The organism is Dactylosporangium sp. NPDC049525 (assembly GCF_040676755.1).
In the GTDB taxonomy this organism is placed as follows: Bacteria; Actinomycetota; Actinomycetes; order Mycobacteriales; family Micromonosporaceae; genus Dactylosporangium.
In genome coordinates, this window is record NZ_JBFAPO010000026.1 from 1 (window position 1) to 13,255 (window position 13,255).

General features: G+C 71.8%; 12 protein-coding genes. 6 read left to right on the forward strand and 6 right to left on the reverse strand.

Annotation, left to right across the window (positions count from 1 at the left end; translation table 11 throughout):
* Nucleotides 1-346: 346 nt before the first annotated feature.
* Genes AB0K00_RS31280 through rpsD form a run of 3 tightly spaced genes read right to left on the reverse strand, consistent with a single transcriptional unit; the run spans nt 347 to nt 2,543 of the window.
* On the reverse strand, nt 347-781 hold the full coding sequence (locus tag AB0K00_RS31280; protein ID WP_363527504.1) for a hypothetical protein: 435 nt from the start codon (nt 779-781) through the stop codon (nt 347-349).
* Nucleotides 768-1,916, reverse strand: a complete 1,149-nt coding sequence (gene solA / locus AB0K00_RS31285) for an N-methyl-L-tryptophan oxidase (RefSeq protein ID WP_363527507.1) — start codon at nt 1,914-1,916, stop codon at nt 768-770. Before solA ends, AB0K00_RS31280 begins: the two co-directional genes overlap by 14 nt.
* Before the next feature lie 18 nt (nt 1,917-1,934).
* Nucleotides 1,935-2,543 (reverse strand): 30S ribosomal protein S4, encoded by a 609-nt coding sequence (gene rpsD, locus AB0K00_RS31290; RefSeq protein WP_363527510.1) that lies wholly within the window; start codon nt 2,541-2,543, stop codon nt 1,935-1,937.
* A gap of 44 nt (nt 2,544-2,587) precedes the next feature.
* Here rpsD and AB0K00_RS31295 point away from each other — a divergent pair, with 44 nt between their 5' ends.
* From AB0K00_RS31295 to AB0K00_RS31305, 3 genes are all read left to right on the forward strand, one after another.
* Nucleotides 2,588-3,298 (forward strand): DUF2470 domain-containing protein, encoded by a 711-nt coding sequence (locus AB0K00_RS31295; RefSeq protein ID WP_363527513.1) that lies wholly within the window; start codon nt 2,588-2,590, stop codon nt 3,296-3,298.
* 46 nt (nt 3,299-3,344) lie between these two features.
* Nucleotides 3,345-4,163 carry a S1 family peptidase gene (locus AB0K00_RS31300; RefSeq protein WP_363527516.1) on the forward strand — a complete coding sequence of 273 codons (819 nt, stop codon included), beginning with the start codon at nt 3,345-3,347 and terminating at the stop codon, nt 4,161-4,163.
* Between the two features lie 80 nt (nt 4,164-4,243).
* Complete coding sequence (locus AB0K00_RS31305; RefSeq protein ID WP_363527519.1) at nt 4,244-5,158, forward strand: TIGR03619 family F420-dependent LLM class oxidoreductase; 915 nt, start codon at nt 4,244-4,246, stop codon at nt 5,156-5,158.
* 31 nt (nt 5,159-5,189) lie between these two features.
* Here the strand turns inward: AB0K00_RS31305 and AB0K00_RS31310 are convergent, their stop codons facing one another.
* Nucleotides 5,190-6,017, reverse strand: a complete 828-nt coding sequence (locus AB0K00_RS31310) for a metallophosphoesterase (RefSeq protein ID WP_363527522.1) — start codon at nt 6,015-6,017, stop codon at nt 5,190-5,192.
* 111 nt (nt 6,018-6,128) lie between these two features.
* Nucleotides 6,129-6,932 carry a hypothetical protein gene (locus tag AB0K00_RS31315; RefSeq protein WP_363527525.1) on the reverse strand — a complete coding sequence of 268 codons (804 nt, stop codon included), beginning with the start codon at nt 6,930-6,932 and terminating at the stop codon, nt 6,129-6,131.
* Nucleotides 6,933-7,129: 197 nt separating this feature from the next.
* Here AB0K00_RS31315 and AB0K00_RS31320 point away from each other — a divergent pair, with 197 nt between their 5' ends.
* The 3 genes from AB0K00_RS31320 (at nt 7,130) to AB0K00_RS31330 (ending at nt 12,080) form a co-directional block, all read left to right on the forward strand.
* On the forward strand, nt 7,130-9,937 hold the full coding sequence (locus AB0K00_RS31320; protein ID WP_363527528.1) for a GH92 family glycosyl hydrolase: 2,808 nt from the start codon (nt 7,130-7,132) through the stop codon (nt 9,935-9,937).
* 146 nt (nt 9,938-10,083) lie between these two features.
* Nucleotides 10,084-11,406, forward strand: a complete 1,323-nt coding sequence (locus AB0K00_RS31325) for a ricin-type beta-trefoil lectin domain protein (RefSeq protein WP_363527531.1) — start codon at nt 10,084-10,086, stop codon at nt 11,404-11,406.
* 143 nt (nt 11,407-11,549) lie between these two features.
* Nucleotides 11,550-12,080, forward strand: a complete 531-nt coding sequence (locus AB0K00_RS31330; protein ID WP_363527534.1) for a DinB family protein — start codon at nt 11,550-11,552, stop codon at nt 12,078-12,080.
* Here the strand turns inward: AB0K00_RS31330 and AB0K00_RS31335 are convergent.
* Nucleotides 12,041-13,237 (reverse strand): FAD-dependent oxidoreductase, encoded by a 1,197-nt coding sequence (locus tag AB0K00_RS31335; protein WP_363527537.1) that lies wholly within the window; start codon nt 13,235-13,237, stop codon nt 12,041-12,043. The genes AB0K00_RS31330 and AB0K00_RS31335 overlap by 40 nt on opposite strands.
* Nucleotides 13,238-13,255: the final 18 nt, after the last annotated feature.

A 13,255-nucleotide genomic window follows, 5' to 3' on the forward strand; every position in this document is an offset into this window, starting at 1 on the left:
AATCCTCGGACACGAAACCCAAAGGCCCGTGTCACGGGGTCATATCAATTGGCACTGGCTTAACAAGCACCCTGTTGAGTTCTCAAACAACCAACACACACCGCGAAACCGCCTCTTTGTTGAGGCGCTCTCTTGGGGCCTTCAATACTGTAGAACGCGCCGGTCGATTTCGCCAAATCGCGATTCCCAGGGGATTCGCTAGCATCGCCCGAACACACCCGTGCTGACGCTCACCGTTAGGTGAGTGAAGTTACGGATGGCCTCGCACACCGGCCGATGGTCGCTAAGCAACCCATCTGCCCGGCTCGTGCTGGCTGTGCAAACTTACTCGCCCCCCGCGGCAGTGTCAACCACCTCCGAGGACTCTCCGCATCGCCGCAAGGATTTCCGCAGGTGGGAAGCGCTCCAACGCCAGCTGTTCGGCACGGGCGAGGGTCACCGGCAAGCGGTCCGCGGGCGTGGTCCGGACGACGGCGAGCAGCCAAGCCTCCAGCAGCGTCCCGTCCGCCGGGAGTTCCAGATCCACGGGTGACGGGGCCGGCACCGGGGAAGATGTGGGCAGGGGCACACCCCCGGAGGCGTACAACCCCGGCGGTACCCCGACCCGGAAGGCGTGCACGCACGTCGGCACCCCGGTCGCCGCCGCAACCCGGTATCCGAGAACCGCCGAGAACGGGATCGCCGGCGACGGCCGCGGCGCCACGTCGAACGCGCCGAGCGGCAGGCGCTGCCCGGGACACGCGACGCACGTCTCGTCGAGGAGCTCCTCAGGCGTGAACACTGCGCGGCCGCCGCGGATCGAACAGCTCGATCGGGTGCGCGGTCGCCCCGGTCAGCGCCAGGTCGGCGAGGATCTCCCCGACCACCGGCACGAACTTGAACCCGTGCCCGGAGAAGCCGCACGCGACGGTGACCCGCTCGTGCCCGGGATGCCGCCCGATGACGAAATGGGTGTCGGCGGTGTTGGTGTACATGCAGGTCTTGCCGCGCAGGAACCGCCCGGCGAGGCCGGGCACCCGGTCGGCGAAGTGCGCCGCGACGGCCGCGACCTCGTCGGGGCGGATCGACCGGTCGATCGTCGACGGCGTGGTCACCTCACCACCGCGGAAGAAGGCGACCTTGACGCCACCGGAGGGACCGTCGAGCGCCGGGAAGCCATACGCCTGCGTCCCCGGAGGGCCTTCCCAGATGAAGATCGGCTGGCGGTCCGGCAGGTACGCGTCGACCCCGCCGACGGGCTGGAAGAAGAACTGCGCCTGCCGCTCGACCGAGAACTGGATGCCCAGGTCGGCGAGCAGCGAGGGCGCCCACGGTCCGGGGCAGATCACCAGCGCGCCGGCGCGGTACGAGCCCTGGGCGGTGCGGACCGAGACCCCACCGGCGTCGGAGGTCCACGACAGGACCGGCTCCTCGAACCGCAGGTCGGCACCCGCGCGGGCGGCCAGGTCGAGGTTGGCACGGACCGTCTCCTCCGGGCGGACCAGGCCGGCCTTCCGCTCGTACAGGCCGACCTCGTGCGGCGCCGGCCGGAGGTTCGGGAAGCGCCGGCGGATCGAGGCGGCGTCGAGCATCTCGTGCGGCAGACCCCACTGCTCGGACGAACGCCGGCTGCCGGCGACGGTGAGGCTGTCGGGCGCGCCGAGCATCAGGCCGCCGCACAGGTCCATCAGGTCCCGTCCGGAGTCACGCTCCAGGGCCTCCCACAGCTCGTACGCCCGCAGCAGCAGCGGCACATAGGCCGGGTCCTCGAAGTAGGACTGGCGGGTGATGCGCGACCCGCCGTGACTGGCACCCTGGTCGTGGGCGGGCCCGTGGCGGTCCAGGCCGAGCACCCGCTGGCCGCGGGCGGCGAGATGGTATGCGGCCGAGCTGCCCATCCCGCCGAGCCCGACCACGATCACGTCATACGTTTCCACTGGTCGCAACTGTAGGTGCTATCGGCTGTAGAACTCCACGATGAGCTGCTCGTCGCAGATCACCGGCACCTCGCGGCGCAGCGGCAGGCGGAGCAGCCGGGCGGTCAGCCCGGACACGTCGACGCTCAGGTAGGGCGCGGTCCGCTCCCCGACGTGTGCCCCTGCCGCGGCGATCACGAACGGCGTCTTCTGCCGGCTGCGCTCGGCGACCTCGATCACGTCCCCGGGGCGCAGCCGCGCCGACGGCCGGTCGACCCGGCGGCCGTTGACGGTCAGGTGCTGGTGGGTGACGACCTGCCGGGCCTGGTAGATCGTCCGGGCGAAGCCGGCCCGCAGGACCAGCGCGTCGAGCCGGGTCTCCAGGTCGACGATCAGCTCCTCGCCGGTCTTGCCCGGCCGGCCCGCGGCCCGGTCGAACGCGTGCCGCAGCTGGCTCTCCCGCAGGTTGTACTGCGCCTTCAACCGCTGCTTCTCCAGCAGCCGGACCTTGTAGTCGCTGTGCTTCGGGCGGGCACGACCGTGCTGGCCGGGCGGGAAGGGCCGCCGCTCGAAGTACTTGACGCATTTCGGGGTCAGCGGCATGCCGAGCGCCCGGGACAGCCGAACCTTCGGCCGGGACTGGTTCATTCGTCACCTCTCTACTAAGGTAAGCCTAACCTTAGGAGGTTGCCATGCCCGGGATCAAGCTCCCCACCGCCGCGGAACGGCTCCGCACGCTGCTGACCGCGGCGTCGTCCCTGACGCTGCACATCCCCGGCCACCGCTGCGACCTCATCGGCCGCCACCACGTCGACGAGGCCGGCCGCATCGTCGTCGAACTGCCCGCGGGCAGCCACGTCGCCCGCCTGGTCGAGGCCGAGCCCGACCTGGCCGCCGCGATCGAGATCACCGACATCGCGCCGACGCCGGTGCGGTCCGCGGGTGGCCGGATCCGTTCCAGGGCGACGTTCTCCGGCTGGCTGCAGCCGGCCGGCGAGGCGGACGGCGACCTGCGGGCGGCGCTCGAGCTCGCCTCGGCCACCCTGCTGGACCCGATCCTCGGCGAGGTCGAGGTCGAGGCGGAGGCGTTCACCGCGGCCAGCCCCGATCCCCTCGCCCGCGAGGAGGCCGACCTGCTGTGCCACCTGAGCGCCGCGCACCCGGAGGCGGTCGAGCACCTGTCCCGGCTGATCGCGCCGCACCACCTGCACGGCGTGCACCGGGTCGTGCCGGTGCGGATGGACCGCTTCGGCGTGGTGCTGCGACTGGAGTTCGCCAGCCGCCACCGCGACGTGCAGCTGCCGTTCAGCGCGCCGCTGCGCACCGCCGACGAGGCCGCGCCCCGCATGCACGAACTCCTGGCCCGCGCCCGCTGCTGCCAGCGCAACCATTCCGGGCACTGACCCATTACCATCTAGAGATTTACATCTATCTCTAGATGGGGGCACCATGCGTCTTCGAATGCTTCTCGGCGTGGCGGTGGCGGCGGCGGTACTGCTACCCGCGCCCGACGCGGCGGCCGCCGCACCCCTGCAGGCCTTCGCCGCGACCGCCGGCACCGCCTGGTGGACCGACGGGCGGCTGACGGTCAGCATCGACGACTCGGTGCGCCCGTCCGTCGCCGCCGGCCTGACCAGGGCCGTCACCCACGCAGGCGGCACGGTCCTGCGCGAGCCGGGCATCCTGGCCCCGCACATCGCCGGCGGCGACACGTTCAACGCCGGCGCGGTCGGCGGCCGGTGCCTGATCGGCTTCAACGCCAAGGCCGGCCTCACGTACTACTTCCTGACCGCCGCACACTGCGTCCCGGCGGTCGGCGTCACCGTCTACGCGGGCACCGGGACCGGCACCGTCCTCGGCGTGGTCGCCGCCCGCGACACCAGCTACGACTACGCGCTCGTGCGGTACACCAACGGCAGCATCGCCAAGCCCAGCGCGGTCGACCTGTACGCCGGCGGCCTGCAGCCGATCACCTCGTTCGGCACCGGCACGGTGGGCCAGACCGTGCGCCGCACCGGCCCGAACGGCACCCGGACCGGCACGATCACCTCGTTGAACGTCACCATCAACTACGCCGGCGGCACCGTGTACAACATGATCCGCACCACCGTGTGCAGCGAGCCCGGTGAAAGCGGCGGCCCGCTCTTCGCCGGCACGGTCGGCATCGGCATCAACTGGGGCGGCAGCGGCAACTGCGCCACCGGCGGCACCAGCTACTACTCGTCCGTCCGCCGCGCGGCGACCGCATACGGGGTCGCGCCCTACTGACTGTGTGGACCATGGTGGACCGCCCCGCCCCGTGCCACGTTTGAGGAGAAGGGATTTCGATCTACGAATAGGGGAAGCGGATGCAGCTCGGCGTGCAGTTGCCGACCAGTGGTGCCCTCGCGGGACCGGCGAACATCGCACGGGTGGCGAAGGAGGCCGAGCGCCTCGGGTACCACTCCGTCTGGACCTACGAGCGGCTGCTGCGGCCCATGGCCGAGATCTCGATGTTCGGCGCCCCACCGGCGCGGATCCCGGAGACCTACCGGCTGACCTACGAGCCGCTCGAGACGCTCAGCTACGTCGCCGGCATGACCGACACCGTCAGGCTCGGCACCAGCGTCATCGACGCGCTGCTGCACCCGCCGATCGTCCTCGCCCGCCGCTTCGCCACCCTCGACCAGTTCAGCGGCGGGCGGGTCGTCGCCGGGATCGGGCAGGGCTGGATGCCGCAGGAGTTCGAGGCCGCCAACGTGCCGATGAAGCGCATGGGCGCCGGCCTGGACGAGGTCGTCGCGGCGATGCGGGCTTGCTGGGGGCCGGACCCCACGCAGTTCCAGGGCCGCTTCTACCGGATCGAGGCGGCCGAGGTGAACCCGAAGCCGGTGCAGCAGCCGATCCCGATCCTGGTCGGCGCCACCACGCCGGCCGGCATCGCGCGGGCCGCCCGGATCGCCGACGGGCTCAACCCGATCGCGTTCTCCTCCGACCAGCTGACCGAGACGGCCGCAACCTTCCGCCGGCTCGCCCAGGAGGCCGGCCGCGACGCCACGGCACTCAGCGTCGTCGCCCGCGCCAACGTACCGCTCACCGACGGGCCGATCACCGAGCACCGGCCGTACCTCGGCGGCGCGCCCGAACAGATCGCCGAGGACATCGCCCGGCTCGAGGGCAGCGGCGTCGACACGGTGATCATCGCCAGCATCCGCCAGACCGACCTCGACCTGGAGCTGCGCCTCCTCGACCGGCTCCAGACGGCGGTGGCGAAGCGCACCTGATGTCAGGTCCTGCGAGGACCCGCCGCCGGCGTCACCGCTCCAGGACCGGGACGAGCCGCGCCGGCGGCGTCGGGCGGCGGCTCCACTCCCGCGGGTAGCCGACCGACACCTCCTGGTGCCGCACCCCGTCCTGCCAGGTCGTGCGGGGGATGTGGAGGTGGCCGTAGACGACCTCCTGGGCCCGGAACCGGGTCGGCCAGTCGGCGGTCAGGTCGGTGCCGCACCACAGCGCGAACTCCGGGTAGCGCAGCACGTCCGTGGGGTGCCGCACGAGGGGGAAGTGGTTGACCAGCACCGTCGGCAGCTGCTGCGCGGCCGCCTGCAGCCGCGGCTCGGTCAGCTCGACCCTGGCCCGGCACCACGCGTCGCGCCCCGTGTAGGGGTCGAAGTGCAGCAGCACCTCGTCGGTGCCGACGATCCCCGCGGCCTGCGCGGTCGCCATGGCCTCCTCGGTGCTCGACGTCCCGGCCGGCCACCACGAGTAGTCGTAGAGCACGAACAGCGGCGCCACGATCACCGGCCCGCCGGGGCCGTCCCACACCGGATACGGATCCTCGGGGGTGACGACCCCGATGTTGCGGCACATCGCCACGAGCCGCCGGTAGCGCTCCTCGCCCCGCGACTGGTCCGGGTCGTCGCGGGTCGTCCACAGCTCGTGGTTGCCCGGCACCCAGATCAGGTTGGCGAAGCGCTCCCGCAGCGTCCGCAGGGCCCAGGTGACGTCGGCGACCTTCTCCCCCACGTCGCCGGCCACGATGAGCCAGTCGTCATCATGCGTCGGCTTCAGCTGCTCGACGATCTCCCTGTTCTCTTGGTACGACACATGCAGATCACTGATCGCCAGCAGTCGTCCGGTCACGACTGGACCTTATCCGCTGGCATCGCCCGATGACGATCGAGCGGGTGACCGGCACGCGTGCGCAGACGGCGGCGGGGCCGCTTCCGTGCGGCCCCGCTGCGGTTGTCGCCGTCAGCCGACGGTCGGGATGGGCACCGCGGTGTCGGTCGGTGCGGGCGCCAGCGTGTCGGTCGGCGCGGGCATCAGGGTGTCGGTCGGCATCGGCGCCGCCGTGTCGGTCGGGGCGGGCACCAGCGTGTCCGTCGGGATCGGCACCGGGACGGTCGCGCACGACGGCGTGGCACCGGGCACCGGCGTCGTGCCGTCACTCGGCGTCGCGGTCGGCGTGACGCCGTTCATGCCCGGCGGGATGATGACCGCCGGCCCGGTGCCGGACGGCACCGCCCCGGTCGGGTCGGTCGGGCCGGGGACCATCGGCGTCTCCTCGGCGCGGGCCAGGGCCTGACCCGTCGGACCTCCCGGGCCGGACCACCACCCGGGCGGCGGCTGCGTCTCGCCCGTGCCGGGATCCACCGGCACGCTCGGGTCGACGGGCACCCCGGGGTCCGTGGGAAGGCCGGGATCGACCGTCCCACCGGGACTGACGCCGGGAGTGGCACTGGCGCTGGCACTGGCGCCGGGTGTGGGGCTGCCGAACGGGCCCGCGGTGCCACCCGGGTCCGTGGAGCACGGGTCCGGGGTCGAGAACGGCCCCACATCCGAGCTCATGGACGGGTCCGGCGGGACCGCCGTGCTCGGGTCCGTCCCCGGCGGCATGGTCTCCGCGACCCGCGTCGTGGCGTCACCCCCCGTCGTGTGCGCGCCGGCCGTCTGCACGATCCCCCCGGTCAGTGCGACGAGGAAACCCGCCGCCCCGACCACGACCGGTATACGGAGCCGGCCACCTTTCAGACGCTGCTGCCGTGTCTGAGCCATCTCGTAGAAACCCCCGTTGGTCTCGGTTCACGTGTCCTTCACTCTACGTATTTGACTAACTACACACAGCTCAAACACGAAGATCGCACGGCATTTCGTGATGTCGCGATGAAAAAAATGTGCCAACGATGTCACCGGCGTTGACCTGCGGCTACTGATACTCATAGTTTTCACATCCTTGGATGGATGGAGGCACTATGAGCAGAATCAGAGGCGGGCGGACGCTCGCCGCGGTCGCGGTGCTGGCCGGGGCCGCCGTGGCGCCCTTCGCCGGCACCGCACCCGCGCAGGCGGTCACGAACCCCGCCGGCTACGTCAACACCCTCGTCGGCACGAACGGCGGGGAGACCTTCCCGGGCGCCGACACGCCCTACGGCATGGTGCAGTGGAGCCCGGAGAACACCGGCGGGAACCAGACCCGCACCGTGCGGCCCGGCGGCTACGGGTACAACACCACCCGCACCCGCGGGTTCAGCCTGACCCACATGTCCGGCACGGGCTGCGCCGGCGGCTCGGGCGACATCCCCTTCATGCCGCACGTCGGCACCGTCGGCTCGTCGCCGTCCGCGGACACGACCGACGCCACCTACGCGAGCGGCTTCTCGCACGCCGACGAGACCGCCACCGCCGGCTACTACCGGGTGCGGCTCAACTCCGGGGTGAACACCGAGCTGACCGCCACGACCCGCACCGGCTCGGGCCGCTTCACCTACCCGACCGGCAGCACCGCCTCGATGCTGGTCCGCACGTCGAACTCCGAGGTCGGCAGCAGCGCCGCGACGGTGAACATCGACGCCGCGAACCGCACCATCAGCGGCTCGGTGACCAGCGGCAACTTCTGCGGCTACATCAACGCCGTCGGCCGGCGCAGCTACTACACGCTGCATTTCACCGCGGTGTTCGACAAGCCGTTCAGCAGCGTCGGCACGTGGCAGGACAACGCCCTGCGGCCCGGCACGACGAGCGCGTCCGGCGGCACCACCTACGGCACCGACGGCTGGCCGGTCGCCGGCAAGGGCTCCGGCGGCTACGTCACCTTCGACCTCAGCCAGGGCAGCACCGTCGGCGTGCGGGTCGGCATCTCGTACGTGAGCCAGGCGAACGCGCAGGCCAACCTCGCCGCGGAGAACCCGGCCGGGACGACCTTCGACACGGTGCGCCAGCGGGCGACCGACGCCTGGAACACCGAGCTCGGCCGCATCGACCTCGGCGGCGGCACGACCACCCAGCTGCAGACGTTCTACACCGCGCTCTACCACGCGCTACTGCACCCGAACGTCTTCAGCGACGTCAACGGCCAGTACGTCGGCATGGACCAGCAGGTGCACACGGCGGCGAGCGGGCACGCCCAGTACGCCAACTTCTCCGGCTGGGACGTCTACCGCGGGCAGGTCCAGCTGGTGACGCTGCTGCGCCCGGACGTCGGCGCCGACATCGCCCAGTCGCTGCTCAACCAGGCCAACCAGAACGGCGGCGTCTGGGACCGCTGGACCCACAACCAGGGCGGCACCCACGTGATGACCGGCGACCCGGCGCACGCGGCGGTGCCGAGCATCTATGCGTTCGGCGGCACCGGCTTCGACGCGACCGGCGCGCTCAACTCGATGGTCAGCGCCGCCACCAACGTCACCGCGGCCGACCTGAGCCGCGACGGCTGGAACGTCATGGTCGTCGGCGAGCGGCCGTCGCTGGACAAGTGGCTGTCGATCCACTACATCCCGACCAACGGCAACGCCTGGGGCGGCGCGGGTGAGACCCTCGAGGTGTCCGTCGCCGACTTCGGCGTCTCGCAGCTCGCGCAGCGCCTGGGCAGCACCACCACCGCCGCGCAGTTCCTGGCCCGGGCGCAGTACTGGAAGAACGTCTACAACCCTGCCAACGGCGGCTACATCCAGGACCGCAACGACAACGGCACCTGGCCGTCGTTCAGCCCCGGCAGCGACAGCGGGTTCGCCGAGGGCAGCGCCGCGCAGTACACCTGGATGATCCCGCACAACGTCCGCGGCCTGTTCGACAAGATGGGCGGCAACGCCACCGCCGTCAGCCGGCTCGACAGCTTCTTCCACAACAGCGACGGCAGCTGGGCCCTGACCAACGCCGGCGGCACCAAGTCGGAGATGGACAACGAGCCCTCGATCTGGGTGCCGTGGCTCTACAACTTCGCCGGCCGCCCCGACAAGGCGCAGCAGACGATCCGCCAGGTCCTCAACGCGCTGTGGGCGCCGACCCCGTCGGGCATCCCCGGCCAGGACGACCTCGGCGCGATGTCCGCCTGGTACGTGTGGTCCGCCATGGGCCTGCACCCGCTGACGCCGGGCCGGGCCGAGCTGCTGGTGTCCGCGCCGCTCTTCCCGCAGGTCACGATCCACCGCGGCAACGGGCCCACGATCAGCGTCACGGCGCCGACCGCCGCGCCGTACGTGCAGAGCCTCACCGTCAACGGCGCCGCCTCCAACCGCTCGTGGCTGCCGGAGTCCTTCGTCGCCACCGGCGGGACGCTGGCCTTCACGGTCGGCACGACCGCCAACCCGTCGTGGGGCAGCGCTCCGGCTGACGCGCCGCCGTCGTTCGACACCGCGGCCCCGCCGTCGACGAACCTGGCACTGAACCGGCCCGCCACCGGCTCCGCCGCCTGCAACGCCAACGAGGGCCCCGCCAAGGCCGTCAACGGCAGCGTCTCCGGCGGCACCAGCGACAAGTTCTGCTCCACCGCGGCGACCAAGTACCTCCAGGTCGACCTCGGCGCCGCCACCGCACTGCACTCGGTGACGCTCCGCCACGCCGGCGCCGGCGGCGAGAGCGCCACCTGGAACACCCGCGACTTCGACCTGCAGGTCTCCACCGACGGCGCCGGCTGGAGCACGGTCGCCCAGGTCCGCGGCAACACGGCGAACGTCTCGACGCACCCGTTCACCGCCACCGCCCGCTACGTCCGCGTCAACGTCCTCGCGGCCGAGCAGGGCTCCGGCGGCGCGACGCGCATCTACGAGTTCGAGGTGTACTGACCCGCCCCTCCCGGCCGGTCCCGCGGATCGTGGGGCCGGCCGGGAGGAGTTGACCTGACGCAGTGATGGACGTAGTTTTCATCCACATCGATAACCGATGAAAATTCCGACCGCCAACGGGATGCTTCGGAGGCACCGCCATGCCCATGAACCACACCCCGCCGCGCCCTGTCCTGGCCGCCGCGGCGCTGGTCCTCGCGACCGCGCTCGGCGCTGTCGCGGTGACCGCCGCGACCACGGGACAGGCCGGCGCGGCCGCCAACAGCTGCGGCAACGTGTTCGACGACTTCAACTACGCCTCGTCCGGCGACGCCGGGTTCACCGGCCACGGCTGGGTGCCCCGCGGCAACGCCGGCGGACCCGGCGTCCCCGGCGCCACCTGGTCCCCGGCCAACATCACGTTCCCCACGTCCAGCGGGCAGAAGGTGATGCAACTGACCGCGTCGACCAACGGCACCGGCGCCGGGACCAGGCACGCCGAGGTGTACTCGGCGCAGAAGCGCTACTTCGAAGGCACCTACGCCAGCCGGATCCGGTTCACCGACGCCCCGACCGGCGGCGCCGACGGTGACCACGTCAACGAGACGTTCTTCGCGATCAGCCCGCTCAACGGCGACCTCGACCCCACCTACAGCGAGCTGGACTTCTCCGAGTACCTGCCCAACGGCGGCTGGGGCGAGACCGGCCCGATCAACTACCAGACCAGCTGGTACACGTACCGCAACGAGCCGTGGCTCGCCGACAACACCCACTCGGAGCAGCGGCGCAGCTACGACGGCTGGCACGACCTCGTGGTCCAGGTGTCCGGCGGGCACGTCAAGTACCACATCGACGGCGTCCTGGTCGGCGACCACTCCGGCAAGTTCTACCCGCGGCAGACGATGACCGTGAACTGGAACCTCTGGTTCATCGACACCGCCACCCACACCGGCGGCACGTCCACCTACGTCCAGCAGGTCGACTGGTTCCTGTTCGCCCGCAACCAGGTCCTGTCGCCCGCCGCGGCAACCGCGCAGGTCGCGGCGTACCGCGCCGCCGGCAGCACCTTCACCGACACGTTCGACACCGCACCGCCGTGCGGCGGCACCGGTACCGGCGCGATCATCGGCAACGGCAGCAACCGCTGCATCGACGTGCCGTCCTCGAACGCCGTGGACGGTAACCGGCTGCAGATCTGGGACTGCAACGGCACCGGCGCCCAGCAGTGGTCGTTCAACGCGGACGGCTCGGTGCGGGCGCTCGGCAAGTGCATGGACGTCTCGGGCGGCTCCACCGCCGACGGCGCGGTCGTGCAACTGTGGACCTGCAACGGCACCGGCGCCCAGAAGTTCACCCTCACCGCCGCCGGCGACCTGGTGAACACCCAGGCGAACAAGTGCGTCGACGTGCAGAACGCGGCCACCGCGAGCGGCTCGAAGCTGCACATCTGGACCTGCAACGGCGCGAGCAACCAGAAGTGGCACCGGTAGCGGATCACTGAGCTGGCGGGCCGGACCAGGTCCCAGGTCCGGCCCGTCGGCGTCGGCGTCGGCGTCGGCGTCGGCGTCGGCGTCAGGCCAGTCATCGCGAGGTGGCCCTGTCCACCGCGTCCCCGGCCGCCGAGCATGGGCTCATGCTGATCTCAGACGCGACGACGCTGCTGGCCCGCACGCCCGACGCGGTGACCGCGCTGCTGCGCGGGCTGCCCGACGCGTGGGTGCACCGCGACGACGGCGAGGGGACGTGGAGCGCGTACGCCGTGGCCGGCCACCTTCTGCACGGCGACGCGACGAACTGGCTGCCCCGGATCCGGGTGATCGTGGAGCACGGCACAGGCCGAACGTTCGCGCCGTTCAACCGGGTGGCGATGCTGGACTGGGAGCGGGAGCCGGTGGCCGAGCTGGTGGAGCGGTTCCGGTCGGCCCGGGCGGCCAGTCTGGAGGACCTCGACGCGCTCGGGCTGACCCAGGACGACCTGGCCCGGTCCGGCACCCACCCCGAGTTCGGCACCGTCACCCTCGAGCAGGTCCTCGCCGCCTGGGTCGCGCACGACCTGACGCACCTGGCGCAGATCGGTGAGGTCCTGGCCGGCCGGTACCGCGACGAGGTCGGCCCGTACCGCCGCTACATGCCGGCGCTGGAACGCTTCGCGCCCGCCGAGTAGGCCTCGGCCCGGGCCGGGCGGATCGCGGCGCGGCGGGTCGGCAGCCCGAGCATCGGGTTGGCCACGCCCCACGCGGCGCCCTTACAGACCAGTTCCTTGTAGACCGCGGCGAGCCGCCCGGTGAGGACCGCCCGCACGGCCCGGTCGTCGGCGGTGACGTACTGGATCAGCCCCTCCTTGCGGCCCAGCGAGATGCACTGGTTGAAGTAGCGCAGCGGCACGTCCGGCAGCTTCCCGCCGGTCAGGCGGGCCGCGATCGCGTCGGCAGCCTGCCACGCCATCGGGGTGCCCGAGGCGCACGACATCCGCAGCGGCTTGTCCCCGGCGCCGATGGCGAAGGCGGCATCGCCGACGGCGTACACCTCCGGATGCGAAACCGACCGCATGGTCCCGTCGACGACGATCCGGCCGGTGTCGGTGACCTCGAGGCTGGTCGCCGCCGCGATCGGGTGGACGGCGAAACCGGCCGTCCAGACGGTGACCGCGGCCGGGATGACGCCACCGCCGGCGGTGCGGACCCGGCCGGCCTCGACGGCGGTGACGGTGGTGTGCTCGTGCACGGTGATCCCGAGCCTGCCGGCGACCTTCCGCACGTGCTCGCGGCCCTTGGGCGAGAGCCAGTCGCCGAGGCCGTCGTGGGCGGCGAGGGCGACGTCGAGGTCCGGCCGCGCGTCGGCGATCTCGGTCGCGGCCTCCAGTCCGGTGAGACCGCCGCCGACGACGAGCACGGCCTGCCCGGCGTCGAGGCGGGCCAGCCGCTCCCGCAGCCGCAGCGCCCCGGGACGGCTGGCGATCTCGTGCGCGTGCTCGGCGGCACCGGGGACACCCTGGGCGTTCCAGCCGCTGCCGAGGGCGTAGACCAGCGTGTCGTAGCCGATCTCCTCGGCGCCGGCGGCGACCTTCCTGCGCTCGACGTCCACGCCGGTGACCTGCGCGACCCGCAGCTCGACGCCGGTGCCGGCGAACATCGCGCTGAACGGCCGCGGCTTGAGGTCCTGCCCGGTCGCCAGCTGGTGCATGCGGACCCGTTCGACGAAGTCAGGCTCGGCGTTGACGAGGGTGATGGCGACCTCCTCGCGGCGCAGCCGCTTGGCGAGGCGCCCGGCCGCGATGGCTCCGGCGTATCCAGCTCCGAGAACGACAATGCGGTGCGGCATGTCCTTGCTCCTGTCCTG